This window comes from Pseudophaeobacter profundi (assembly GCF_029697505.1).
In the GTDB taxonomy this organism is placed as follows: domain Bacteria; phylum Pseudomonadota; class Alphaproteobacteria; order Rhodobacterales; family Rhodobacteraceae; genus Pseudophaeobacter; species Pseudophaeobacter profundi.
The window spans coordinates 37901-63439 of record NZ_JARJEF010000015.1; the positions used below are offsets into that span (position 1 = coordinate 37901).

The following is a 25539-nucleotide window of genomic DNA, read 5'->3' on the forward strand; positions in this document are numbered from 1 at the left end:
ATGCGCCGGTTTTTGACACTCGTCAGCGGGGTCGCCGTGCTTGGCACGGCCGGCCTCGGCGCTGTTATTGCATGGCCTGTCGGCAGTGCAGTGACTCCGATTGCAACAGAGGGCAATGTCGACCGGGGCGCATATTTGGCGCGCGCCAGTGGGTGCATTGCCTGTCATACCAATTTTGAAGCGGGCGGCGCACCACTTGCCGGAGGGGCGCCGCTCGAAACCCCGTTCGGAACGTTCTATCCGCCCAACCTGACGACAGACCCCGAACATGGCATGGGCGAATGGACGGCAGAACAGTTCGCAAAAGCCGTGCGGCAGGGTATCGGCCCCGATGGAACGCCCTACTATCCGTCTTTCCCGTATACCTTCTATGCGGATTTTTCCGACCAGGATATCGCTGACCTATGGGCAGCATTTCAAACCGTGCCACCCGTAGACGAGCCCGCGCCGGTGAACGATGTCGAATTCCCATTCGACCAACGGTGGGGGCTGAAGCTCTGGCGAGCGGCGTTCTTCTACGATCCGGATACCGAACCGGTTGAAGGGCGAAGCGGCCCATGGAATCGCGGACGGGAATTGGTGCGCGGTGCGGCACATTGCGGAGCCTGCCATACGCCGCGCAATCTTGCGGGAGGCCGCGATATCGGTGCTTCCTTTGCAGGCAACGCCCAGCTTCCCGGTGGCAGCAAGGCACCCGCGATACGGCCAAAAGACCTGGCCAAAAATGACTGGACGGTTTCAAACCTCGCTTATGCGCTCCAGACCGGCATCACCCCTTCGGGCGATGCTTTCGGCGGCAGCATGGCGGAAGTCGTTCGCGAGGGAACTCAGTTTCTGACACCTGCCGATCGCGAAGCGATGGCGCTTTTCCTGCTGAACAAGGACACGGTCGAGGCGGAGAACTCCGCTTCGAACTAACATCACGCGGGGGCGACACGCCCTCGCTTTCTCGAGGATCGAAATGAAACAAACACGTCGGGATTTCTTGCGCCATACAACACTGGCGGCCTGCGCCGTGGCCATCCCACGGTCGGCTTATCCCGCAACCCCGTTCGAGGACGTGGTTGCCAAGGTTGCACGTCGACAGCTTCTTCCGGACACCTACCCGCAAACAGAGATCTGGGGCTATGACGGCCTTGTTCCGGCCCCGGAAATCCGGGTTGCACAAGGTGATCGGGTGCGTCGCAGGTTCCGCAACGAGGTTCCGGACCCCAGTTCGGTTCACTGGCACGGAATCCGGATCGACAACGCGATGGATGGCGTTTCAGGGCTGACCCAGAAGGCCGTGGCGACGGGGGCAACCTTTGACTACGACTTCGTCGTACCGGACGCCGGCACTTATTGGTACCACGCGCATAATCGCTCATACGAGCAAGTCGCGCGTGGTCTGCGCGGTGCCTTGATCGTCGAAGAGGTCGATGGACCGGACATCGACCGCGAGGAAGTCATCGTTCTGGAGGACTGGTTGCTCGACCCTGAGAGCGGGCAGCTGTTCGACAATTTCGAACAGCCCATGATGATGAGCCACGGTGGACGCATCGGCAACTTTATCACGACCAATGGGCGCTATGACCTGACCTTGCCTGCGAAGCGCAACGAACGCATTCGCTTGCGGATCATCAACGCAGCAAGCGCGCGAATTTTCCCGCTGACGCTCTCGGGGTTGAGTGGCTGGACGGTGGCCGTCGATGGAATGCCGATCGGCCAACCCCAGCAGATTGACGGCGAGTTGATCCTCAGCCCGGCACAGCGCGTCGACTTAATTGTCGATGTGACCGAAGACGAAGGCGGCGTGGCCCAATTGCTTCGCATCGGCGATGATGATCAACTGACCCCGCTCGTGAGTTTTCCTGTCGACGGCACAGCCAGTTCAGTACCAAGAGGCAAGCCACTGCCGTTGCCGCCGAACCCTGGGGCACACGCCCCGGACCTTGCCGATGCGCGTGATTTGCGGCTGGTCATGTCCGGCGGTGCGATGGGGCGGATGCAGTCTGCGCTGCTCGGCAGGGAACGTCTTGGATTCCGTCAGCTTGCCCAAGCGGGCAAGTTCTGGGCCCTGAATGATGTCGCCGATATGACCGACACGCCACTGGCCGATCTATCCCTGAACGAGCCGGTGCGCTTGAAGATCGAGAACCAGACCGTGTTCCCACATGCGATGCACCTGCACGGGATGCATTTCCGCGAGCTGCGTCCCGACGGCGCGTTCGGGCCGATGCGGGACACAATCCTATTGGCTGGCAACGTGTCCCGGGAGATCGCCTTTACGGCAGACAATCCCGGAAAGTGGCTGTTCCATTGCCACATGCTCAGCCACGCCGCGTCCGGCATGACAACCTGGATACGGGTCACATGAGGTATCTTGTTTGGTCCGTTCCGATCACTGTCGTCGCAGCCGCCTTCACGTATTGGCTCTCGACCAGTGCATCCTCGGATGTCGGCAGCGCGTCCAAGGCGGAGAGCTACGACATCGAAGAAGGCGCGTTGCTCTACGCAGACAACTGCGCGTCTTGTCATGGCGCGGATCTGGAAGGCCAGCCGGAATGGCGAACTTCCGGCGCGGATGGGCGCCTGCCAGCGCCACCGCATGATGAGACGGGTCACACCTGGCATCATCCTGACAGCCTGCTCTTCGATTACACAAAACTGGGGGGTGCGGCGCTGCTGGCGCGTCAGGGCGTCGAATACGACAGCGGAATGCCGGGTTTCGCAGACATTCTGACCGACCAGGAAATCCACAACATCCTGGCCTACATCCGGTCCACCTGGCCAGACCGCGTTCGCGAAGTCCAGGCCGCGCGAACAGAAGCCGACGAACAACGGGGAGAGAACTAAAATGCGTTTCAGACAAGCCTTCACGACGGTCGCGATAGCTGCCTTGCTTCCGCTACCGGTACTCGCCGACGAACTGTCAGAGTCCCGGGTCAAGGAAATTGTGCTCGAAGCAATCCGCGAGAACCCGGAGATTGTCATGGAGGCCGTCGCCATCCTTGAACAAAGGCAGGCGCAAGCGCAGGAGCTCAGTCAGGCCGAAGTTCTGAATGACCAGCGCGATCTGATCGAGAACGATCCGAATGCACCGGTTCTTGGCAACGCCGAAGGGGACGTCACCATCGTGGAATTCTTTGACTACAATTGTCCCTATTGTCGGCGGGTCAAACCCGAGATTCTTGCCTTGATGGACGCCGATCCCGACATTCGGCTGGTTTATCGCGAATGGCCCATTCTCGGAGACGGATCGGTCTTTGCCGCAAAAGCGGCCTTGGCAGCGCGCAAACAGGACAAGTATGAAGAGTTCCACTGGGCCATGATGGGCCTGCAAGGCCGCGCCGAAGAGGACTCCGTGCTGCGCGTGGCCAGGGAGATCGGCCTGGATATCGCGCAGTTGCGCAAGGACATGGAGGCCCCCGAGGTCGAAGAGCACATTGCGACCTCCATGCAACTGACTCAAGCTCTGGGAGTCAACGGCACGCCGTCTTTCGTGATCGGGGATGCGCTGGTCCCGGGCTTCGTCGAAAAGGCGCAGCTTGCCGACCTGGTCGAGGAAGCCCGCAAAGACGAAGACTGAAAGTTCCTGCCCGGACCGCCCCTGGGTGGTCCGGGCACTGCATCAAGCGGCCGCAGGTTCCACGTCATAGCCCGCATCCCGAATGATCGCTTGGACCTGATCGGCTGGTAACACGCTGTCGACACGCACTTGTCGGGCAGAAAGGTCACATTCTACGCCTGCATTCGGATCTGCGGTTTTCACTGCGCTTTCGATTGCTGCGGTGCAATGCCCACAGCTCATGTCCGGAACGCTGAACTTCATCGGAACCACTCCTTGATCTGATTTCTGCCGGTGACATGGGGCTTCCCCGCGCTGGAAGGTCAAGAGAAGAAATTTATTTGGCGCCCTCCCATTGACCCTCCAGTTACTGGAAGCCCTACATTCCACCTCGAATGGAAAAACAGGTGAAACATATGCCCGAACCCAAACAGATCAGCCTGCCGATCGAAGGCATGTCATGCGCGTCCTGTGTCGGCAGGGTCGATCGCGCATTGAATGCAATCGACGGCGTAGAGGATGTGTCGGTGAATCTTGCATCCGAAACCGCGCGTATGAGCGTGGACGCGCTCAAGCGCGTTCCGGAAGTCATCGAAACTCTCCGCGAGCTGGGCTACCCTGCGCGGACGGTCAGGGCCGAACTCACGATTGCGGCCATGTCCTGTGCCTCTTGTGTCGGGCGGGTCGGCAAGGCGCTTGCCGCGGTGCCCGGGGTGGTCGAGGTGAACGTCAACCTCGCCTCCGAGACGGCGACGGTGGTTTACGTCGAAGGTCTTGTCACGACATCCGATCTGATCGATGCAAGCGGCGCGGCAGGGTATCCGGCCACCGTGGCAACGGCCCAAGCCGGTGACGACAGGGTTGCGCGCAAGGAGGAAGAGGCTCTGGCGCTTGCCAAACGGGTCACCTTTGCAGCCATCCTCGCCTTGCCGGTCTTTTTGATCGAGATGGGTGGCCACGTCATTCCGGCCGTTCATATGCTTATCGAGACCACGATTGGTCAGCAGACGAGTTGGCTTCTTCAATTCGTTCTCACGACAATCGTTCTCTTCGGCCCGGGCCGGACGTTTTACACCAAGGGTTTCCCGGCCCTATTCCGGGGCGCGCCCGACATGAACAGCCTCGTCGCGGTCGGCACCGGGGCGGCTTACTTCTATTCCGTAGTTGCGACATTCGTACCATCGGCCTTGCCTGACACGCTGCGCTCTGTCTACTTCGAGGCGGCAGCGGTCATCGTCGTCCTCATCTTGCTGGGGCGTTTTCTTGAAGCGCGCGCTAAGGGGAGAACGGGCGCGGCCATCCAGAAGCTGCTGGGGCTTCAGGCGCGGACCGCACGCGTGATGCGGGACGGTGAAAGCATAGAGATCGAGATCGATGCGCTAGTTCAGGGTGACATCGTCATCGTGCGCCCTGGTGAACGCATCGCGGTTGATGGCGAGGTCATCGAGGGGACCAGCCGCGTCGACGAAAGCATGCTGACAGGCGAGCCGATTCCCGCTGAAAAAAGTGCCGGAGATCCGGTGACCGGCGGGACGGTCAATGGTGCCGGAAGTCTGCAATTCCGCGCCACGCGGGTCGGCGCCGACACAACCCTGGCGCAAATTATTCGCATGGTCGAAGAGGCCCAGGGCGCCAAGCTGCCGATCCAGGGATTGGTCGACCGGATCACGCTTTGGTTCGTACCTGCCGTCATGGCGATCGCGGCGGCGACCGTGCTGGTCTGGCTGGTTTTCGGGCCTGATCCGGCCCTGACAATGGCGCTGATCGCCGGTGTGTCGGTGCTGATCATCGCGTGCCCCTGCGCGATGGGGCTTGCGACGCCGACCTCGATCATGGTCGGGACGGGACGTGCTGCGGAAATGGGTGTCCTGTTCCGCAAGGGCGACGCCTTGCAGCAACTTGATTCCGTTGATGTGGTCGCCCTCGACAAAACAGGCACGGTGACCGAGGGGCGACCCGCACTGACTGACCTGGTGCTGGCCGAAGGGTTCGATCGTTCAACAACGCTCTCGAAGATCACCGCCGTGGAGTCGCTCTCCGAGCATCCTGTCGCGGACGCCATCGTCCGTGCCGCGCGGGCCGAGGGCGCACCTCTTGCGGGGGCCGAAGGCTTTCAATCGGTCACAGGTTACGGCGTGCGCGCCGTGGTCGAAGACGTGGAGGTGTTGGTTGGGGCCGACCGCTACATGGCGCGCGAAGGCATTGACGTCTCGGCATTGACTCCAGAGGAAACGAAGATCGCAAGCAAGGGTCGCACGGCGCTTTACGCTGCCATAGATGGACGTGTCGCCGCCGTGATCGGCGTCGCCGATCCGGTCAAACCGGCAAGCCGCGCAGCCATCGCAGCGCTGCACGAGAAGGGTCTTGCGGTTGCGATGATCACAGGGGACAAACGCGAAACCGCCGAAGCCATCGCCCGCGAAACCGGCATCGACCATGTCGTTGCCGGCGTTCTGCCAGACGGCAAGGTCGCGGCGCTTGACGGTTTGCGCGAAGGGAACAAGCGCATCGCCTTTGTCGGCGACGGGATCAATGACGCCCCGGCGCTGGCGCATGCCGATGTGGGTATCGCCATTGGCACCGGCACTGATGTGGCCATCGAGTCCGCGGATGTCGTCCTGATGTCCGGCGATTTGCGCGGCGTGGTGAATGCCTTCGAAGTGTCGCGGCGAACCATGCGAAACATCCGGCAGAACCTGTTCTGGGCCTTTGCTTACAATGTCGCGCTGATTCCGGTCGCCGCCGGGGTGCTTTATCCGGCCTTTGGGCTGCTCCTGTCACCAATTCTCGCGGCGGGCGCGATGGCGTTGTCGTCGGTGTTCGTTCTAACCAATGCCCTGCGCCTGCGAGGTATCGCGCCGGCGATGGACGAGCAGCGCGCAATCCCGGCAGAGCTGGCAGCTGTCACTCCTGCTCCAGCAGAATAACGGAGGTTCGACATGAACATCGGAGACGTTTCCCGACAATCGGGTGTGCCCCCAAAAACAATCCGCTACTACGAGGAAATCGGGCTGATCCGCCCGAACCGAAGTGAGAACGGCTATCGCGCATTCACCGAGAACCACGTTCACAAGCTGGCGTTTCTCGGTCGAGCACGGGCCTTGGGGTTCACCATCGAAGATTGCAGGACGCTTCTGGCTCTCTACGAGGATGAAAACCGCGAAAGCATGCAGGTGAAGGCGGTGGCGGAAGAGCATCTTCGCCAGATTGAGGAGAAGATAGAGAAGCTGCAATCCATGAGAACGACGCTTACCGATCTTGTGGAGAAATGTGCCGGGGATCATCGTCCGGATTGCCCGATCCTCGCAGATCTCTCACCTGTACAATTGTCCGAATAAACGGGGCCGGTTCGGCGCGTTTCAGAACCAGATTGCGCGGACCGGCATCCAGATACCCATGAAGATCATCATCAGGTTTTCGGTCAGCGAGATGAATCCCAGCGGCACGGAACTGTCCCCGCCGACGCAGGCGCATTTCAACTCTCGTTTTTCAATGTAGACAGCCTTGAACACGCTGACAGCGCCGACCGTGCCGATGAACAAGGCGACAGGCGCCGAGAGCCACAGCAGCGCACCGGCAGTCATCAGGATACCTGCCCACGCTTCGCCGAACGGGTAGACCTTGCCGTAACGCACCCATTTGCGCGCCAGCAGATCGTAGTTGAGGAACATCGTCGAAAACCCTTCGACATCCTGCAATTTCTGGATCGCGAGAATGGTCATGGACAGCGAAATGAACCATTCGAACCCGCGCAAGGTAAAGACCGACCCGTACTGGTGCCAAGACAGGCCCAGTGCCAATAGCGCGGCGACGGAAAAGATCGCGATGACCGGCTGGTAGGTCGTGTCGCTTTGCTCTTCCTTGGGCGGGTCAATGTCGAAAAACACCCTGAGATCATCGTAGCCGCCGATCCGTTCGCCGCCGATGAAGGTCTGCGGCGTCGTCTCGACGCCATGCTTCTTCATGAAGGCATCGTTGTCTTCGCGGCTCTCAAGCGGATGGTCTTCCACCTCGAAGCCCTGCCGTTCCAGCAGGTCTTTCGATTTCAGACCGTAGGGGCAGACATGGCCCGGCATGACCATGCGATAAAGCTGCGCGGATTTACTGTCTGTGTCCCGGGGCATATGCTTTCCTCCTTATCCGGCGCAGGTGAATTGACCACGGAACCCGGCTTCGTAGTCGGGTTCCGCGCTGACGATCAGATCGGTCAGGTCACCGTCTGTCTCTACGATCTCGGCCGATAGCGGGCCTTGAGAAAACGCATTTTCGCCCTGCGCATCCAGGCGCACCAGGTCACCGCTGATCTTCATCGCGGCCCCAGTCCCTTCGCCGGTCTCACCGGTCACCAGCACGGCTGGACTGTCCGAGGTGTAGGCAAATCGGCAGTCTCCACCATTCGGGAACACCGCTGCGATTTCGTCTTCCGTCAGAAACTCGGGATCGATTTTTGACACGACCTCCGTTTGAAGCGCCTGTTGCGCATCCACGACCTGTACCGGCGTTCCGGTCGGCGTGGCCGATGCCTCACCGTTTGCGCCAATGTCAGCAATGAGGTAGCGCATTTCGGCGATTTCTTTATCTTGGGCATAGATGATGTCGTCTGCCAGCCCCCGGACGCGCGGGTCGGTGATCTCGGCACGAGTCGACGTCATGATGGCGATCGAGTGGTGCGGGATCATGGCGCGCATGTAGGACCTGTCCTGCACCGTAAATTGCCCGCGTACCAGCCAGAGGCTTGCCGCAAAGACAAGTATGGCGCCCCCGAAGATCGCGATGTTGACCTTGGTGTTCTGATACATGGACAACATGTAAGCCAACATGATCACGGCCATGGTCGCCCCCATCAGGATGGCCATGTAAAGGCGTGTCTCCGAAAAGAAGATATGGCCCCAAAGATAGGTGTTCAGGTACATCAGAACGAACATGACCACGGTCGATGTTCCGATCATCATAAAGAATCGTGAGTAGTGCATTTCCAGTCACCTTCTTGCAGTTCTCTGTAAAACAACAACATTCCAGCGCTGGAGAGTTCCAAAAGCGCGAATTTTCGTAGTTTCAAGGCAACAAAGGCGCGTCGTTTGCCCCGGTTCACGGCTTCTTTTCTTTGCCCCTGACGCGCACTGAATTTTCATGGGTCCGAGGAGATCGCGCCATGCAGAATTTCACGAGACGAGAATTGATTTGTGCCGGAGCGTTGGGTTGCTTGCTGCCGACAACTGGCTGGGCCCACAAAGTCAAATTGCCCGAACGGTTCGAACCGCAATTGATAAACACCCGTCGTGATGACTGGATGAACGGGGACATCCACGTCGTTCCCGACGATTTTTTCCTCTATTTCATGCTCGAGGACGGGATGGCGATCCGCTACGGGGTCGGGGTAGGGCGCAAAGGTTTGTACGAACCCGGAGAGTTCACGGTAGCGCGCAAGGCCAAATGGCCATGGTGGCGGCCAACGAACGCCATGATCCGGCGCGAGCCACATAAGTACGCGAAGTACAAGGATGGGCTGAAAGGCGGGCCAAACAACCCGCTTGGGGCCCGCGCGCTCTATCTCCATGATGATGAGGGACGCGATACCTATCTTCGCATTCACGGAACGAACGTCCCCGAGACAATTGGGTCGGCCGTGTCGAATGGATGCGCGCGATTGACGAATGAGCATGTGAAGGATCTGTACGATCGCGTTGAAATCGGCGCTCGCGTCTTTCTCTATCCCAAAGTGACAACGGCGTGAGGAGCGCTCTGTCGCCTTGAAGCTCCTCCACCGGAAATGGCACAAGCACAGCAGTTGGCGGAAGCCAGTCCATCATTCATGAGGTGACGGAATTGTCTTTGAGCCGGAGGTCTTTCCTTGGCGGTATGACCGCTGCGCTGGCTGGTACCCGCTTGCCGGCGGCGACATCCGAGTTGATCCTCGCACCCCAATCGATCAAGGTGCGCCTTGCTGGGTACAACGTGTCGATGTTGGGCTTCAACGGTGGTCTTCCGGGTCCTGAAATCAGAGTGCGACAGGGACAAACCGCCCGCATTACCCTCGACAACCGATTGGAGGAGGGCGCTCTTGTTCACTGGCATGGGTTGCGGGTTCCAAATCGGATGGATGGTGTCAACGTTCTCACTCAGGATGTGGTCATTCCGGGCGACTCGTTTCGTTATCAATTCGGCGTCCCGGATGCCGGCACGTTTTGGTATCACTCGCATTACCTGTCTTACGATCAGGTCAGCCGCGGCCTTTTCGGCGCCTTCATCGTCGAGGAGCAAAATGCGCCGGCTGTCGACCATGACATTGTTGTTCAGTTCTTCGATGTCTTGTTGGATCAGTCCGGACAGTACGACGAAGGGTTCAACCCGGCTCATTTCGCGACCGAGGGCCGTATCGGCAATACGGTCACGGCGCTTGTTTCCAATGGAACCAGCAAGAATGTGAGACAAGGCGACCGCCTGCGTTTGCGCCTGATAAATCCCTCTATCGACAGGGTTTACCGTGTCGGGCTGGACGGTCTGGCAGGCAAGATCGTTGCACTGGATGGTATGCCCCTGGCGCAGCCACAGACACTCGAACCCATCCTCCTAGCTCCGGGGCAAAGATGCGATGTGATTGGTGATGCGACCGGGCCTATTAGATTCGACGACAGCTTTGGAGAGCGGACGTTGAGCCTTGGCGAAATCGCTGTTTCCGGCTCTCGTGACCCTGCGAAAGTGCCCATCACCGCGTTGCCCGCCAACCGAATGCCCGCCCCGCAAGACCCCGGCCAAACCGCGGAGCTGGTGCTCCAGGGAGGTGCGGGAAGCGCGTCCCATAACGGCACTGGAACATGGGCGCTCAATGACGTATCTGGACTGCCTCGAACCCCTTTCCTATCCGTCGCGCAGGGGACGACCGTGCGCATTTCAATCCGCAACGAAACCGGGTTTCCACACGTCATGCATCTGCATGGCCACCATTTCTGGGAACTCGATGCGGCGGGGGAAGCCGGTCCATACCGGGACTCGACCTTACTGGATATCGGCGAGACGCGGGATATTCTCGTCGTCCTGGACAATCCGGGATCCTGGATGCTGCATTGCCACATGTTGAGCCACCAAGCCGACGGTATGGCAACGTGGATCAGAGTCGGCTGAGGGTCGAGACGGATACATACCGTTACAAATCTCTGAATGATAACAGGCCTTTTGCCGTCTACGTAACCTGACAAGCGAGAAACAGGTCCATCGATTGCCAACGGGAGCGTTCATTGACCCTGACACCAAAATCTCTCGGCATGACTGCGGCGGCAGGATCAGCCGCCTTGCTGTTAGGGGCCTTCGTTTTCCAGGCTCTTGGGTACGCGCCGTGCGCAATGTGCATCTGGCAACGCTACCCACACGCAATCGCCATTGGAATGGGCGCTCTGTTGCTCTTTGCTCTGCCGATTTTGCCAATCCTGATAATCGGTGCCCTGTCGGCACTCAGCACATCCGCGTTGGGAATGTTTCATACCGGTGTCGAGCGCGGCTGGTGGGAGGGACCGACTTCTTGCACGGGATCCGGCCTCGATGTTTCCCAAATGTCGGTATCGGAATTGCTGCCCTCTGCGAGTTCAAATGCGTCCACTCTTGTTCTGTGCAATGAGGTTGTCTGGGAATTTCTGACGTTGTCCATGGCCAGTTGGAACGCGATCCTAAGCGGTGTCCTTGCTTGCCTCTGGTTGGTCGCGATCGCAAGACATCAAAAGGGTCGATGGCATGGGGTCGCGGACGTTTCTTGAATCGTCTCGCATTCATCGAAAACAAACAAAGGGCTTCGCTTCATGGTTACAAGACGACACTTCCTTGCACTTTCCGGCTCGCTGTTTTCAGCTTCTCTGAGTTCGCCAGCATTCGCTAAGACCTGGCCGACAACAGCCGAAAAAGCAGCTTGGGATGCGCAGGTCACGCCCGCCAACTATGACCCGGCAACAACCAACCCATGGGGGCTGCATCCCAGGCTGCTGCCGCAACGCGTTTTGGCGAATGACGGTTTGCGCCCGGGTGACATTCACGTCGATGCGATCGCGCGCTATCTGTACCATATCGAGGAAGATGGCACCGCGATGCGCTACGGGGTCGCGATTGCCAAGGGCGATCTCTATGAACCCGGCACCTATACGATCCGCCGAAAGGTCGAATGGCCGCACTGGACGCCAACACAGTCAATGATCGAACGCGATCCGGAGGCTTACGAGCGGTGTGCCGACGGTATGGAGCCCGGCCCCAACAATGCCTTGGGCAGCAGGGCTTTGTATCTATTCGTCGGAGATCGGGATACGTACCTTCGAATTCACGGAACGCCGAGCCCTCGCAGCATTGGCGGCCGGGCCAGTTCGGGATGCGTGCGCATGGTGATGGCCCATATCAATGATCTCTATCCGAATGTCGCTGTCGGATCGACGGCGTTCCTTTACTCGGCCGAAGACAGCGTTACCGCTCGAAGCTGACCTATTCGTAGGACAGAGAATCTTTGGCTCACACGCCGAGTACCGCGTCGTGCAGGGACAACTTGCAACGAATTGTTGGACGAACACTCAAGGCCGCGTCGCAAGTGAATTTTCGAACTGTGCGATCGCTACGGATTTGTCGTCCTCATCGTTCTCGAACAGCTTTGTGGTTCGCACGCCCGGCAACTTGCCAAAATCCGCCATCAGGCGCTTTGGAAAAAATGTGCGTCCAATGGATTCAAATCCTGGTAATTGCCTTAGGATCGCAGAAGTACTGACGCTACAAAAGCCTGAAGCAGCCGGACCGTTTGCCAATGCAAGTTGCAAGGCGCGCTCCGCGACTTCGGGGGACACATCGATCTCTTGTATGACGACATGGTAGGTCTCCCGTGCATGAGCCCGTGCGTAAAAATCGGCCACTTGTGGAGTAATGCCATAAAGCACATCTCCCCGTTCCGGTACCGCGCTCAGCCGGACCGTTCCTGCCGGATCGAAGATAACGCGCTGCGACCCATTGATCATGACGCTGGTATGCGCACCCGCTCCGGACCTGTTATTGATCATAGTGTACAGCGTCAACGCGGCCGGTCCGTCGTGACTGTAGGATGCACTACTGATGACTTCGGCTGAAGCATCAGGGCGCATGTCGTTTCCTGCACCGCACCCCGCCAAAATCACCAAGGCAAGCACCAAGAAAATGCGGTTCAAAAAGAGCAACTTGCAGCCTCCTGCCATGGGTTGAATGACTGAATTTTCGGGAACATCAGGGCCTCTGCCACTCTCGACACCAACTCTTCCGAATTTCACTTCCACCGAAACATGGTTTCGGTGTCAGTTGGTACACGACTCCTCGACAGGTTTTTCTCTGGATATCGCATGTCTTAGATGAAGAGGAGCGTTCGCCCCGAATTGATTTGTCGCAGTTTGTAACAGACCCCGCCTTTGTGACCTCGCGATACAAAACACCGGCTCGCGTGGTATTCCGCATCTGCAGGTGCATCCCATATAGTGGGTATCGCAACACTGACACGAGGTGATCGAAATGAAACGCAACACTTTACTCGCTGCAATGACCCTGGCTGCAACCGCCTTTGGTGGCGCGGCCTTCGCGGATGCCAACCATGGGCACGGTGGGCAGCTTGGTGCCCAAGGTGGGGCAGGCATGATGCAAATGTTCGACACTGATGGAGACGGCACAACCACGCCGGAAGAAATGCGCACGCGGCTTCAGGCCAAGCTTTCCGAGTTTGACAGCGATGGGGATGGAAACCTCTCGATTACCGAGTTTGAAGCTCTCCACAGCGCAATGATCCGCGAAATGATGGTGGATCGTTTTCAGCACCTCGATGCCGATGGCGACGGCGCGGTGACGCCGGAAGAGATGGCCGCTCCGGCCGATAGGATGGAACGGATGCAGATGATGCGCTCGAACATGGCAGATGCGCCTGCGAGGCCCGGCAACGGTCAGGGCATGGGCAACGGCTCCATGATGGAGGACAACTGAGCCAATGAGTGCCGGATTTTCCGGCACCCGACGCCAAAACCGTTCTCGGCCGGGACATTGAACCGGACCGCGACCTGAACCGTTTAGCCTCGATATGCCAAAAAAAATAGAGACACGGAAAGGAAAATCCCCATGGCCTATACCTATGATCGCGTCCTGAAAGACACCAATATCGATGACGCAGAATTGCGTGTTCGGGATGCCCTGGCAGACAAGGGCTTCGGCGTTCTGACTGAGATTGACGTCAAAGCGACGATGAAAAAGAAACTTGATGCGGACATGCCGCCTTACCGCATCCTGGGGGCCTGTAATCCGGGCATGGCGCACAAAGCCATCGAGATTGAGCCTCGCATCGGTGCGATGCTTCCCTGCAATGTCATCTTGCGGCAAGTGGACGGCGACACCGAGGTCAGCGCGGTCGATCCTGTCGCTTCGATGCAGGCGGTGCAGAACCAAGACCTGGATGCGGTCGCCGGCGAAGTCCGCGATCTCCTGCGGGACGCCCTCGACACCGCGTGATTGCGGGATGGGCGTTGGATGCCCTGTCGCAGATCGAGCGCGTTTAGCGGTGCTCGATCAATGCCATCTAATCCCCACGTAAATTGCTTATGAGGAACTCACCCAGTGCTGCCAGCGGGATTGCCATTTCCGGATATTGGAACCGACCTCTTCTCCTTCGACATCGGGGGGGTCACATTCGCACTCCGCTGGTACGCGCTAGCCTATATCTTCGGTATCCTGATTGGCTGGCGCATTTGTTTGAGTGCCATAAGCCGTCCCGCGCTCTGGACGTCAGCTGGACCGCCGCTTGACCGAACGCAGATCGAAGATCTTCTGACGTGGATCATCATCGGTGTGATTGCTGGTGGTCGCCTGGGCTTTGTACTGTTCTACCAGCCCGCATATTATCTCGCCAATCCCTTGGAAATTCTGATGGTCTGGCAAGGCGGCATGTCTTTCCACGGGGGGTTCGCGGGCGTTGTAATCGCGGCCTTGCTGTTCTGCCTTAGACAGAACGCGTCATTGCTCAGCACTGGCGACTTGCTGGCTTTGGCAACACCACCAGGCTTGTTTCTTGGGAGGCTGGCGAACTTCACCAACAATGAGTTGTGGGGGCGTCCAACGGACGTTCCCTGGGCGGTGATCTTTCCCGGCGAAGTCGCGCAGGCCTGCCCAGGGGTTAGCGGCCTCTGCGCCCGACACCCGTCCCAGCTGTACGAGGCGGTATTGGAGGGGCTCATTCTTGGAATGCTGCTCATTTATCTCGCTTGGGGCCGGGGCTGGCTGAAAATGCCCGGTGCCTTGGCTGGCGTGTTTCTGACCGGCTATGGTCTTGCCCGGAATTTCGTCGAGATGTTCCGGCAACCGGACCAACAGTTTGTGACGGCGGACAACCCGATTGGCCATGCGCTCCATTTTGGTGAGTGGGGTTTGACGATGGGCCAGTTGCTCTCCATGCCGATGGTGTTGGTCGGGCTGGCGTTGATCGTGCTCGCCCGACGGGAACGGGGCCGGACAGCGCCACCCCGCAGATCCGCAATGTAATCACCATACTGATCTCTCTTGACCCTCCTGTGGATGGAAGCCTTAGGCAAGAGAAGCATTCTCGGAAAGGACCGCAAAATGAGCACCCCCGACAGTTCTGAAACCACAGCAGCTTCTTCGGTATTCGTTTGCCCAATGCACCCTGAGGTGCGGCAGGTTGAGCCCGGCAATTGTCCGAAATGCGGGATGCATCTCGTGCCGGAATCGGAGCTCGAGGCCCATTCAGCACATGATCATCACGACCACCAAGCAGGTGCCGCGCCGGCGGATGGACGATATGATCTGGTTCCCCAAGGGCATGATGGTCCCATTTACACTTGCCCGATGCACCCTCAGGTGCGGCAGCCTGATCCGGGCGCGTGCCCGATCTGTGGCATGGGGTTGGAACTGGAATCCGGTGTGCCGGGCGATGAAGGTCCAAATCCCGAACTGGTGGATTTCACACGGCGGTTCTGGGTCGGCACAGTCCTGACGATCCCGCTCCTTGTCCTCACGATGGGGCCATTCGTCGGTTTCCCCGCAGTCCGGACTTTTTTTGGCGAAGGCACCACACAATGGATCGAATTGATCCTGGCAACGCCAGTGGTCTTGTGGTGCGGCTGGCCGTTTCTGGAACGCGGATGGATTTCGTTCCGCACATTGAACCTCAACATGTTCTCCCTGATCGGCATGGGCGTTCTTGCCGCCTGGCTCTTCAGCGTCGTTGCCGTTCTCGCACCGGACATATTCCCTGATGGGTTCCGAGACTCCGAAGGCCATGTCGGCGTCTACTTCGAGGCGGCGGCGGTGATCGTGACGCTCGTGCTGCTCGGTCAGGTGATGGAATTGCGCGCACGTGAAGGAACCGGCAAGGCGATCCGTGCGCTACTCGATATGGCCGCCAAGACCGCGCGGGTCATGCGGGACGATGGCTCCGAAGAGGAGATCCCGCTGGAGGACGTACAGGTCGGCGACCGGCTGCGCGTACGGCCCGGTGACAAGGTGCCTGTCGATGGCGTGGTTCTGGACGGCCGGTCCTCGATCGACGAAAGCATGATCTCCGGTGAACCTGTGCCGGTCGAGAAGACCGAAGGCGACCCGGTAACTGGTGCGACGATCAACGGCACTGGCAGTCTGGTGATGGAGGCGACGCGTGTCGGGTCCGACACGATGCTCGCGCAGATCGTCGAGATGGTGTCGAACGCGCAACGCTCGCGCGCACCGATCCAGAAGTATGCCGACAAGGTGGCGGGATATTTCGTTCCGGCCGTGATCGGTATCGCGGTCCTGTCCTTCATCGCGTGGGCGGTCTGGGGGCCATCCCCGGCGCTGTCCTACGCATTGATCTCGGCTGTCGCCGTGTTGATCATCGCCTGTCCCTGTGCGCTCGGCCTCGCCACGCCGATGTCGATCATGACGGCAACGGGGCGGGGGGCCCAGGCCGGGGTGCTGATCAAGAACGCCGAGGCGCTGGAGCGGTTCGAGAAGGTCGATACCCTGATCGTCGACAAGACCGGCACGTTGACGATGGGCAAGCCGCAGCTTGTCGCCGTCCTGCCGCAACCCGGTCACGACGAGGCCGAGGTCCTGCGTCTCGCCGCATCGCTGGAGCGCGGATCGGAACACCCCCTCGCTGAGGCCATCGTGCGCGGCGCGGAAGAGCGCGATGTGAAGATGGCGGACGCGGACGACTTCGAGGCGGTCACAGGAAAGGGCGTGAAGGGCGTCGTGGGCGGCAAGGCGGTCGCATTGGGCAACCTGGCGATGATCCGGGACCTTGGCCTTGAGGCCGGCGACCTGACCGCCAAGGCAAATGCCCGTCGCGACGAGGGCGAGACGGTGATGTTCGTGGTGCTGGATGGCGAGATCGCGGGTCTCGTCGCTGTCGCCGATCCGGTGAAGGAGACCACGCCCGCCGCCATCAAGGACCTGCATGCACTGGGATTCCGCGTCATCATGGCCACCGGTGACAACGAGCGCACGGCCAAGGCGATCGGCGCACGTCTCGGCATTGACGAGATCCGGGCCGACGTGCTGCCCGAGGACAAGGCGCGGATCATCAAGGAGTTGCAGCAGGAGGGCCGCAAGGTGGCGATGGCCGGCGATGGCGTCAACGACGCGCCGGCCCTGGCCCAGGCCGATGTCGGCATCGCCATGGGCACCGGGGCCGATGTGGCCATCGAAAGCGCGGGCATCACGCTGGTCAAGGGCAACCTCGACGGTATCGTGCGCGCACGGCGGCTCGCACGGGCCACCATGCGTAATATCCGGCAGAACCTGTTCTTCGCACTGATCTACAACGCCTCTGGCGTGCCTGTCGCGGCGGGGGTGCTGTTTCCGTTCTTCGGCATCCTCATCAGCCCGATGTTTGCCGCCTTCGCCATGAGCGCCTCGTCGATATCGGTGGTGCTCAATTCGCTGCGCCTTCGCGGCGCAAAGATCTAGAAAGGAAGCCACAACGTGACCCATCAACCTGATCCATCACATGTTAATCAAAGTCAATCGGAGCATGCCCCCCGCCCGCCCTCATTCTGGCGATCACGCGCCGGCATCTATCTGATCGTTGCGCTGGCAGTTGGCGTCCTTCTCCTGGGTTACGAGCACCGGGTGCACATCCTGAGCAGCGGATTGCTGATCTGGCTGCCATTGCTGCTTTGCGTCGGAATGCACTTCTTCATGCACGGCGGTCATGGAGGCCACGGCGGGCACGGAAAGGGAGACGACCAGTAATGACCGATGCAGGTGCTTCCTATGGACTCTGGCTGCTAGTATTTATCAATTCGGCGGTGTTCATCATTTTCGCCTTCAGTTTCTTCAAGCCGCAGACAAAACGCGACTGGCGCAGTTTTGGAGCGTTCAGCGCCTTTGTCGTAGCTCTCTTCACCGAGATGTACGGGTTCCCGTTGACCATCTTCTTTCTTTCCGGCTGGCTGCAATCGACCTGGCCGGAGGTAGACTGGTTTGCCCACGACAGCGGACATCTCCCCGAAATGATGTTCGGCTGGCAATCGAACCCGCATTTCGGGCCGTTCCACCTCCTGAGCTTCGTCTTTATCGGCGGCGGCTTCTGGCTCATATCCGTGGCATGGCACCATCTGTGGAATGCGCAGCGTCAGGGGTTGCTTGCGACGACAGGCCCCTATGCCCGCATTCGTCATCCCCAGTATGTGGGGTTCGTGCTGATCATGCTGGGCTTTCTCGTGCAATGGCCGACCCTCCTGACGCTCGCGATGTTCCCGGTGCTGGTCTGGATGTACGCACGGCTGGCCCGCGGCGAGGAGGGGGACAGTCGCGCCCGTTTTGGCGAAAGCTGGGACAGGTATTCTAGCCGGGTTCCGGCTTTCATACCAAACGTTAACACTTTGCAGAATGTTGAACGCTGATTGGAAGCGAAAGCCGATCTGATGTGTTACTTGCGTGCCTAAAACATCTTTGGAAGACTGCAAACATACGGTATCTGAAACCATGATGAAAAAACCCGCCCTTCTGCGGCACGTACTAATCATAGGAACGTCCGTGCTGACGGGATACCTGCTGCTTGCTTCGCGTGCCGAGTGGTCGGAGATGCACCGCTACAACCGAGCGCTGGGGGATCTTTCACTGCTGCTCATCGTTGCCGCAATGGCGATTGGGCCGCTCGCACGCTTGTCGTCTGCGCCCTTTTTACGGAAGCTCATGCCGTACCGACGCGAGCTCGGTATTTATGCGGTTCTGGCGGCGACGGTGCATACCATCATCATACTGATCGGCTGGGTCGAGCTTGATTTTGCACGGCTGTTCGGTTTTGAGTTTCACCCCCAGCTGCAACGCTACGTGATGCTTCAGCACGGGTTTGCGCTGGCCAATGTGGTTGGGATCGCGGCACTGCTCTACGGCTTTGTGCTTGCCGGTACGTCGAATAATTTCAGCCAAAGGGTACTTGGCACGTCCGTGTGGAAATACATCCAGCAGGGCGCTTATGTTCTGTGGTGGCTGGCAGTGCTGCACACAGCCTATTTCTTGTTCTTTCATTTTCTTGATTTTCACCGCCAAATGCCTGAGCCGAACTGGGCGCGATGGCCGTTCGTTGCACTTGTGGCGTCAGTTATCGCTCTGCAAGGGGCCGCCGTTGTAGTCACATGGCGTTCGCAAACTTCCCGGCGGATCTACGGCGCACCCTCGCAACGGGAGTAGTCGCGATTTCATCAGACGCCCAGGGTCGGGACTTCTGGCGGCCTGAAACCTATCGGGTGGGCATGCGCAGAGGCGTAACGACCTAAAAAGCAACCAAGGCAGATCGAAATGCAGAAACACAATAAAAACCACGATGGGAACGACGGCTACCGTGAAGGCTCGATCAGCCTTGGCGGAGCTGTTGCCATGGGCACGGGCGTGATGATCGGTGCGGGCATCTTTGCCCTGACCGGACAAATCGCCCAGCTGGCTGGACCACTATTTCCACTCGCGTTCATCGCTGGTGCCATCGTGACCAGCTTCAGCGCTTACAGCTACATCAAGATGTCGAACGCCTGGCCCTCGGCAGGGGGCATCGCGATGATCCTTCAGAAATGCTATGGATCGGGGGCGGTCGCGGCGGGAGCGGCGCTTTTGATGGCGCTCAGCATGGTGATCGCGGAAAGCCTCGTCGCACGGACATTCGCCACTTATGTCTTGCGGCCTTTCGATATCACAGGCGGGCCACTTGTGCCCGTTCTGGCGGTTGCCGTGATCGTGTTCGCATTCTTGGTCAACATCGCAGGAAACCGCTCCGTCGGGCTATTCTCTCTAATCATGGCGGCGATCAAGATCGGGGGCATCGCGCTGTTCGGTATCGCAGCACTCTGGTCAAGCGGGTTTCAGTTCGCAGCCGCGTCAGAAACGGCCGAGACCTTTGGAGTGACAGGCTTCATCGCGTCCGTTGCGCTGGCGATCCTTGCCTTCAAGGGCTTTACCACGATCACCAACAGCGGCGGCGAAATCACCGATCCCCACCGCAATGTGGGCCGCACTATCATGCTGTCCATCGCGATCTGCGTGGTGGTCTACCTGCTTGTGGCCTTTGGCGTGGGCGCGAGCCTGACAATCGACGAAATCATCGCCGCGCGCGACTATTCGCTGGCCCAGGCGGCTGAGCCCGCACTCGGGCAGGTCGGCTTTTACTTGACGGTCGTGTTGGCGGCCGTGGCCACGGCATCCGGCGTGCTGGCCAGCGTTTTCGCAGTGTCCCGGATGCTGACCATGCTGACGGAGATGAAAATGATCCCGCACAGCCATTTTGGCATGTCCGGGGCTGTCCAGCGGCATATGCTGGTCTATACAGTCGTTATCGCCTCGACGCTGGCCGTGCTCTTTGATTTGGGACGGATCGCATCCCTTGGTGCCTTCTTTTACCTCGTCATGGACATGATCATACATTGGGGCGTGTTCCGCTATCGTCGAACCGAAGTTGGCGCCTCCAGTATCGTGCTTTTGTCTGCGCTCTCTCTCGATGCAATTGTATTGGCAGCTTTCACCGTAATGAAGCTTCAAAGTGATCCAATGATCGTTCTGTATGCGGCTGTCGGAATGATCGCTGTCTTCGCTTTCGAGCGCGTTTACTTGTCGCGATGGTTGGCACCTCAGGCCGCGCATTCCCACGGTGAATAGCCAGCCATCATCTAGCCCTGAAGGAATGCGATGCCTTGTGCACCGATTGCGATCAATCCGACCGACAGGGCAAACGCAAACAAGGCGAGCAGCATCAAGCCCGCTTTTATTGGCAAGCGACGAACGGTCGGTCCAAGAAATTCCGACTGCCCGAAAGCTGAAACATATAGCGGCAGCGCGCTGATCATTGTCGCATAAAGATAAACTCCGGAGATGTTCTCAAAAAACGCCGAACGCGCAAGGGTTGGGGCAACGACCGACAACGCGGTTGCACGACTGCCCCCGAATGACTCGAACCAGTCGGCAGACAAAACGTAGATCAGTGCGTGGAGGCTTGGAAAGAGAATGGCTCTGAGCAAGATATCCACCAGCACGAAAAACGCCGTATCTCGGCGGGCGACCTTTGGTTTCTGTATCACCGCGAAAAGAAAAAAACTGACATAGTTTATGGCAAAAACTACGGGCAGACCGTTGGTCGTAACTTGCCTCAGAAAGCGGGCCAGCGATGGCCCGCCGGCGGCAAGAGCCGCTGCAAAGCCGGGCGAAAGCAAGATATAAAGGCAGAGGACCGGCAGTAACGCTGCGAGGCTGAATGCCAAGACAATGCTCACAAACTGAACACCGGGCATGTCGACGGAGAAAAACCTCTGCATGTTAGAACGTTGGCACATATACGGCTTGAGATCGAGGATGTTGAACCTGCGTTTGGGAACCAAGCATTCGCTCCAGGTCTTTGGGACGAATGAAATTTAAGTTTCGAAATCTCCTGAACCGCGTTCCATGTCTCGACTGCAGGCCGAGCGACATAACAAATGGTAGGTTACTGCCGGACCTAGTTGCGGAAATGTTGATAGCATTGGAAAGTAGCTTTTCTGCATGTCTTACGCTGGCGGTAATTTTCAGAACGGAATATTCCTATCCGAGTGGGCGGACTCCTTTCAGGGTCTATTGCAATCTGCGCGGAGATCGCGGCCATCGTGCCGCTTCCATGCAAAAGCCCATCATGGCTGCCGACCCAGATGCAAAAGTTTCGTGCGATCTGACTGCACCTATCGTCGGCGTCGACAGCACTCTGGATGAAACTGCATTGGCCGCAACGATCAGCGATGCGGGCTACGGGTCAGAGAAGCTGGCTGAAGTTCGGTAGCACAAGACGCGTCAGCAACGCTCCGCTGAGCGGGAGCGAGGCTTTGGCCCTTTACATGTTTCCGATATGCAACATTTTTAACAGCAGCGACCGTATTTCGCCTGTTTCACAAAAAAGCGGCAAACCTTCCTGCGCTGGACGGATTGACGACATGGTTCCGGTATCCGATATCTTGCTCATGAACTTGCGAGTTGTCATATCAAGCTGGTCACGGGCGTTTACGTGCATTGCGTTTGCGCTGGCATTTGTATTGTCACCACCTTCTGCCGCTCACGCGGCGTCCGGCATGCATGACGAACATCAAGCCAAGCCTGTTAGTATCGTTGGTGCTGCCGAGACCCATGACACTGGAAGCGATGCGCATCACGCGCATGAGAAGCTTAAGGTCGCAAGCGACATCGACATCGCAGCGTCAGACAAGGATGGCAAAGAGCAACAATCCCAAGAGTGTTGCAACGGCATCTGTATTTCTGTCGTCTTCATCGAAGACACCAAGATCAGAGCAGAGCCGGTTGGTACAAGTGAATATGTCATTCTGGACGGTCAAACGTATTCGGTAGAAACAGCAGGGTTTCTTCGGCCCCCTCGATTCCTGATCTGAACCGGCGCCCAAATCGGGTGTGAGCCTTGCGCAGATTCTGCGTGAGATAACGTTCACCAATCAGGTTACTTTCATGAAAATTCATCTACTTATGGGGGCTTCGGCCCTCGGGCTTGGCGCATGCGCCTATGAGCCCACCCCGTTGCCGTCCGTCGCGACCCAACAGGCCGTCGTCAACGCGGCAGTTTCGTCACCGATCAGCTATCAGGACCCCTTGGCAGGCTACACCTATCGCGGCCCTACAGGTCCCCGCGACTGGCGTTCCGTCAATCAAGAACAGACGGAGGGCAACTGATGCGGGTATCGAAATTTCCGCTGGTTTTCGGCTTTCCGCTAATCTTGGGTGCCTGTGCTACAGCAGTGCCGGGCATCTACACGGAACCAAAAGCTGGCTTCGCCAATATTTCCAGCCAGGTCACACCAGCCATCGGCAAACGGACAGCCTTCGCCGAAACCCAGGCCGAAAACGAGGCATTGAAGAAGCAGGTGCACGCAATGGTGCACCGCAAGACCATTTCGGCGGACACCGCCGTTCAGGTTGCGCTTCTGAACAACAAGGGGTTGCAGGCGTCTTATGCGAATGTCGGCCTATCCGCCGCTGAGGCCTGGCAGCAATCGACCCCGGAAAACCCGATCGTTTCGATTGGTGTATTGGGCATCGGTGCGCCCGAACTGGGTGCCTACAGAGCGATCGAAGGACTGATACGGTCGAACGTACTCGATGCCACCACCCGTAAACAACGTGTGGCCATTGCTGACGCAAGCTTCCGGCAGGCACAGCTCAACGCGGTGAACGACACACTCGCGCTGGCCAATCAGACGCGGAAGGCATGGGTCGATGCCGTAGCCGCCTTCGAGGCCGTGAGCTATCTGCGCCGTGCGAAAGCGACCTCTGACGCCGGATCGGAATTGGCGATGAGGCTGGGTGAGACCGGCGCGCTCAACACAGCCGGGCAGGCCCGTGAACAGGCATTCAATGCCGAACTCGCCGGACAACTTGCCCAGGCACGCTTGAATGCTACCCGGTCCAAAGAGCAGCTGACCAGGCTCATGGGGCTGTGGGGCACCGAAGTCGACTATTATGTGCCCGATGCCCTTCCTGCGCTGCCGCGTTCCGTCGGCCGTGTGACTGACATCGAAGCGAAAGCATTGCGAAATCGGGTTGATCTGCGCGTTGCCAAACTTGGCCTGGAAGCACAGGCCAAGGCGTTTGGTCTGACTGATCAGACTCGCATTATCAGCGATCTCGAATTCATTGCCGGGTTCGAAGCGGAGCGGGAAATTGAGGGCGGAGAAACGGAGACCGTGACCACCCCTCAGGTGGAGGTGGAGTTCGCAATCCCTATCTACGACACCGGGAAGGCACGGATGCGCAAGGCGGAATTGTCGTACCTGCAAGCAGCCAACGTGCTGGCAGAAAGAGCCGTCAACGTCCGGTCCGAAGCGCGTGGTGCTGAAGCCTCTTATCATGCGTCATATAAGATCGCCCGCCACTACCGCGACGTTCTGGTGCCGCTACGCACGACCGTCGAAGAAGAGGGTCTGCTGTCCTATAACGGCATGATCACCAACACTTTCGAGCTGCTGACAGACGTGCGCGAGAAACTTGGCGCATCACTGGAAGCGGCAAACGCAAAACGCGAATTCTACATGGCTCAGGCTGACCTGACCGCTGCGATCTATGGCGGCGGAGATGGCGGCGGTGCTGGTGGAGAAGGCGCAACACTTGCCGCCGGTGGCGGCGCAGGACACTGAAAGGAACTGACATGCTAAATAGACGTCAATTACTCGGAGCCGGCGCGGCAGGTGCAACGCTGGTCTCTTCGAAAGCCTGGGGTCAAACCCTGAACATGGGCCTGCCCGAAGCTGCCCAAATGGATAGCGCAGCAACGGCGATCACGGCGCGTCCCAATTCCGGGCCGGACTACACACCTGTGGTCACATTGAACGGGTGGACCCTGCCGCACCGGATGAACAACGGGGTGAAAGAATTTCACCTCGTGGCCGAACCGGTAGAACGCGAGCTTGCCGACGGCATGATCGCGCATTTGTGGGGCTACAACGGCCAATCCACCGGCCCGACGATCGAAGCTGTCGAAGGTGACCGGGTGCGCATCTACGTCACCAATAAGCTGCCGGAAGGCACAACGGTGCACTGGCACGGGCTCATTCTTCCCTCAGGCATGGATGGGGTCTCCGGGTTGAGCCATCCAAGCATCCCGCCGGGCAAAACCTTCGTCTACGAATTCGACTTGGTGAAGTCCGGAACGTTCATGTACCACCCCCACGGCGATGAAATGACCCAGATGGCGATGGGGATGATGGGCATGTTCGTGGTCCACCCCAAGGATCCCACATTCATGCCGGTGGATCGTGATTTCCTGATCATGCTGAATGCTTTCGACATCGATCCGGGGACCTATGTGCCCCGCATCATGACGATGACGGATTTCAACCTTTGGACCTGGAACAGCCGGATCTTCCCCGACATCGATCCGCTGGTCGTGAACAAGGGCGACCGGGTGCGAGTACGGGTTGGGAACCTTACGATGACGAACCACCCGATCCATATGCACGGCTATGACTTCAAGGTCACCTGCACGGATGGCGGCTGGGTGCCGCCTGAAGCACAGTGGCCGGAGGTCAGCATCGACATTCCCGTAGGTGCGATGCGCGCCTACGAATTCGTCGCCGATCATCTGGGAGATTGGGCGATCCATTGCCACAAATCGCACCATACGATGAACGCCATGGGCCATGACGTGCCGACGTTCATCGGGGTGAACAAGAAGCCGCTGACCCAGAAGATCCGTCAATTCCAGCCGGAATACATGCCGATGGGCATGTCCGGCATGGGGGACATGGCAAAAATGGAAATGCCGCTACCCGACAATACCATCCCGATGATGACGGGTTGGGGCCCGTATGGACCCATCGAGATGGGCGGCATGTTTTCGGTCGTGAAGGTGCGGGACGGCATCGACGCGGACGATTACTCCGATCCCGGCTGGTACGAGAACCCTCCGGGCGAGATGGCCTACGAATGGACCGGCGAATTACCCGAATTTGCCTCCAACAACAGCCCCAAGACCATTCTCACACCGAAACCAACCTCGAAGGGCTGAGCGGCCCTTC

The 25539-nt window shown here is 58.8% G+C and carries 28 protein-coding genes; 23 read left to right on the top strand and 5 right to left on the bottom strand.

The window, feature by feature from the left end; translation table 11 throughout:
* Genes P2081_RS18130 through P2081_RS18145 form a run of 4 tightly spaced genes read left to right on the top strand, consistent with a single transcriptional unit; the run spans position 1 to position 3568 of the window.
* Complete coding sequence (locus P2081_RS18130) at positions 1-918, top strand: c-type cytochrome (protein WP_024099393.1); 918 nt, start codon at positions 1-3, stop codon at positions 916-918.
* Positions 919-961: 43 nt separating this feature from the next.
* Positions 962-2356 (top strand): multicopper oxidase family protein, encoded by a 1395-nt coding sequence (locus P2081_RS18135; RefSeq protein WP_024099392.1) that lies wholly within the window; start codon positions 962-964, stop codon positions 2354-2356.
* Positions 2353-2835: a c-type cytochrome gene (locus P2081_RS18140; RefSeq protein ID WP_024099391.1), complete on the top strand. Its 483-nt coding sequence runs from the start codon at positions 2353-2355 to the stop codon at positions 2833-2835. The genes P2081_RS18135 and P2081_RS18140 overlap by 4 nt, the downstream gene beginning before the upstream one ends.
* Position 2836: 1 nt before the next feature.
* Positions 2837-3568: a DsbA family protein gene (locus P2081_RS18145; RefSeq protein WP_024099390.1), complete on the top strand. Its 732-nt coding sequence runs from the start codon at positions 2837-2839 to the stop codon at positions 3566-3568.
* 42 nt (positions 3569-3610) lie between these two features.
* Here the strand turns inward: P2081_RS18145 and P2081_RS18150 are convergent, their stop codons facing one another.
* Complete coding sequence (locus tag P2081_RS18150; RefSeq protein WP_024099389.1) at positions 3611-3811, bottom strand: heavy-metal-associated domain-containing protein; 201 nt, start codon at positions 3809-3811, stop codon at positions 3611-3613.
* A 152-nt stretch (positions 3812-3963) separates the two neighbouring features.
* Between P2081_RS18150 and P2081_RS18155 the strand changes: the two genes are divergently transcribed.
* Together P2081_RS18155 and cueR are read left to right on the top strand one after the other, a co-directional pair.
* Positions 3964-6474, top strand: a complete 2511-nt coding sequence (locus P2081_RS18155) for a heavy metal translocating P-type ATPase (protein WP_024099388.1) — start codon at positions 3964-3966, stop codon at positions 6472-6474.
* A gap of 12 nt (positions 6475-6486) precedes the next feature.
* Positions 6487-6885 carry a Cu(I)-responsive transcriptional regulator gene (cueR, locus tag P2081_RS18160; protein ID WP_024099387.1) on the top strand — a complete coding sequence of 133 codons (399 nt, stop codon included), beginning with the start codon at positions 6487-6489 and terminating at the stop codon, positions 6883-6885.
* Positions 6886-6906: 21 nt separating this feature from the next.
* On the opposite strand, the gene P2081_RS18165 is transcribed toward cueR, so the two are convergent.
* Together P2081_RS18165 and P2081_RS18170 are read right to left on the bottom strand one after the other, a co-directional pair.
* On the bottom strand, positions 6907-7671 hold the full coding sequence (locus P2081_RS18165; protein WP_024099386.1) for a MauE/DoxX family redox-associated membrane protein: 765 nt from the start codon (positions 7669-7671) through the stop codon (positions 6907-6909).
* A gap of 12 nt (positions 7672-7683) precedes the next feature.
* On the bottom strand, positions 7684-8520 hold the full coding sequence (locus tag P2081_RS18170) for a DUF305 domain-containing protein (RefSeq protein ID WP_024099385.1): 837 nt from the start codon (positions 8518-8520) through the stop codon (positions 7684-7686).
* Between the two features lie 179 nt (positions 8521-8699).
* Between P2081_RS18170 and P2081_RS18175 the strand changes: the two genes are divergently transcribed.
* The 4 genes from P2081_RS18175 to P2081_RS18190 all read left to right on the top strand — a co-directional run bounded on the left by P2081_RS18175 (position 8700) and on the right by P2081_RS18190 (position 12003).
* Positions 8700-9281, top strand: coding sequence for a L,D-transpeptidase (locus P2081_RS18175; protein WP_024099384.1), 582 nt, complete (start codon positions 8700-8702; stop codon positions 9279-9281).
* A gap of 125 nt (positions 9282-9406) precedes the next feature.
* Positions 9407-10669, top strand: coding sequence for a multicopper oxidase family protein (locus tag P2081_RS18180; RefSeq protein WP_040104429.1), 1263 nt, complete (start codon positions 9407-9409; stop codon positions 10667-10669).
* Positions 10670-10782: 113 nt separating this feature from the next.
* Positions 10783-11295 carry a disulfide bond formation protein B gene (locus P2081_RS18185; protein WP_024099382.1) on the top strand — a complete coding sequence of 171 codons (513 nt, stop codon included), beginning with the start codon at positions 10783-10785 and terminating at the stop codon, positions 11293-11295.
* Positions 11296-11337: 42 nt separating this feature from the next.
* Positions 11338-12003, top strand: coding sequence for a L,D-transpeptidase (locus P2081_RS18190; RefSeq protein WP_278924259.1), 666 nt, complete (start codon positions 11338-11340; stop codon positions 12001-12003).
* Positions 12004-12090: 87 nt separating this feature from the next.
* Here the strand turns inward: P2081_RS18190 and P2081_RS18195 are convergent, their stop codons facing one another.
* Positions 12091-12648, bottom strand: coding sequence for a hypothetical protein (locus P2081_RS18195; RefSeq protein WP_233486466.1), 558 nt, complete (start codon positions 12646-12648; stop codon positions 12091-12093).
* 397 nt (positions 12649-13045) lie between these two features.
* On the opposite strand from P2081_RS18195, the gene P2081_RS18200 reads away from it, so the two are divergent.
* The 8 genes from P2081_RS18200 (at position 13046) to P2081_RS18235 (ending at position 20656) form a co-directional block, all read left to right on the top strand.
* Entirely contained in the window at positions 13046-13507 is a 462-nt protein-coding gene (locus tag P2081_RS18200; protein ID WP_024099379.1) for an EF-hand domain-containing protein, read from the top strand.
* Positions 13508-13639: 132 nt separating this feature from the next.
* The gene (locus P2081_RS18205) at positions 13640-14026 is read left to right on the top strand and encodes a DUF302 domain-containing protein (protein WP_024099378.1); all 387 of its coding nucleotides are present in this window, start codon (positions 13640-13642) and stop codon (positions 14024-14026) included.
* Between the two features lie 105 nt (positions 14027-14131).
* Complete coding sequence (gene lgt, locus P2081_RS18210; protein ID WP_024099377.1) at positions 14132-15052, top strand: prolipoprotein diacylglyceryl transferase; 921 nt, start codon at positions 14132-14134, stop codon at positions 15050-15052.
* 78 nt (positions 15053-15130) lie between these two features.
* Positions 15131-17476, top strand: a complete 2346-nt coding sequence (locus P2081_RS18215) for a copper-transporting P-type ATPase (RefSeq protein ID WP_278924260.1) — start codon at positions 15131-15133, stop codon at positions 17474-17476.
* Between the two features lie 162 nt (positions 17477-17638).
* On the top strand, positions 17639-17761 hold the full coding sequence (locus P2081_RS18220) for a DUF2933 domain-containing protein (protein ID WP_230802127.1): 123 nt from the start codon (positions 17639-17641) through the stop codon (positions 17759-17761).
* Positions 17761-18414: a methyltransferase family protein gene (locus tag P2081_RS18225; protein ID WP_024099374.1), complete on the top strand. Its 654-nt coding sequence runs from the start codon at positions 17761-17763 to the stop codon at positions 18412-18414. Before P2081_RS18220 ends, P2081_RS18225 begins: the two co-directional genes overlap by 1 nt.
* Before the next feature lie 34 nt (positions 18415-18448).
* Positions 18449-19204: a ferric reductase-like transmembrane domain-containing protein gene (locus P2081_RS18230; protein ID WP_244462822.1), complete on the top strand. Its 756-nt coding sequence runs from the start codon at positions 18449-18451 to the stop codon at positions 19202-19204.
* Positions 19205-19312: 108 nt separating this feature from the next.
* Entirely contained in the window at positions 19313-20656 is a 1344-nt protein-coding gene (locus tag P2081_RS18235; RefSeq protein WP_008282879.1) for an APC family permease, read from the top strand.
* Positions 20657-20667: 11 nt separating this feature from the next.
* Here the strand turns inward: P2081_RS18235 and P2081_RS18240 are convergent, their stop codons facing one another.
* A complete protein-coding gene (locus P2081_RS18240) occupies positions 20668-21372 on the bottom strand; it encodes a hypothetical protein (RefSeq protein ID WP_024099372.1) in 705 nt (234 codons plus the stop codon).
* Between the two features lie 287 nt (positions 21373-21659).
* Here P2081_RS18240 and P2081_RS18245 point away from each other — a divergent pair, with 287 nt between their 5' ends.
* From P2081_RS18245 to P2081_RS18265, 5 genes are all read left to right on the top strand, one after another.
* Positions 21660-21803 (top strand): hypothetical protein, encoded by a 144-nt coding sequence (locus P2081_RS18245; protein ID WP_169731163.1) that lies wholly within the window; start codon positions 21660-21662, stop codon positions 21801-21803.
* A 43-nt stretch (positions 21804-21846) separates the two neighbouring features.
* The gene (locus P2081_RS18250) at positions 21847-22404 is read left to right on the top strand and encodes a hypothetical protein (protein ID WP_244462821.1); all 558 of its coding nucleotides are present in this window, start codon (positions 21847-21849) and stop codon (positions 22402-22404) included.
* Positions 22405-22477: 73 nt separating this feature from the next.
* The gene (locus P2081_RS18255) at positions 22478-22699 is read left to right on the top strand and encodes a putative periplasmic lipoprotein (protein ID WP_024099370.1); all 222 of its coding nucleotides are present in this window, start codon (positions 22478-22480) and stop codon (positions 22697-22699) included.
* The gene (locus tag P2081_RS18260) at positions 22699-24159 is read left to right on the top strand and encodes a TolC family protein (RefSeq protein WP_024099369.1); all 1461 of its coding nucleotides are present in this window, start codon (positions 22699-22701) and stop codon (positions 24157-24159) included. Before P2081_RS18255 ends, P2081_RS18260 begins: the two co-directional genes overlap by 1 nt.
* 11 nt (positions 24160-24170) lie before the next feature.
* Positions 24171-25529 (top strand): multicopper oxidase family protein, encoded by a 1359-nt coding sequence (locus tag P2081_RS18265; protein ID WP_007120886.1) that lies wholly within the window; start codon positions 24171-24173, stop codon positions 25527-25529.
* Positions 25530-25539: the final 10 nt, after the last annotated feature.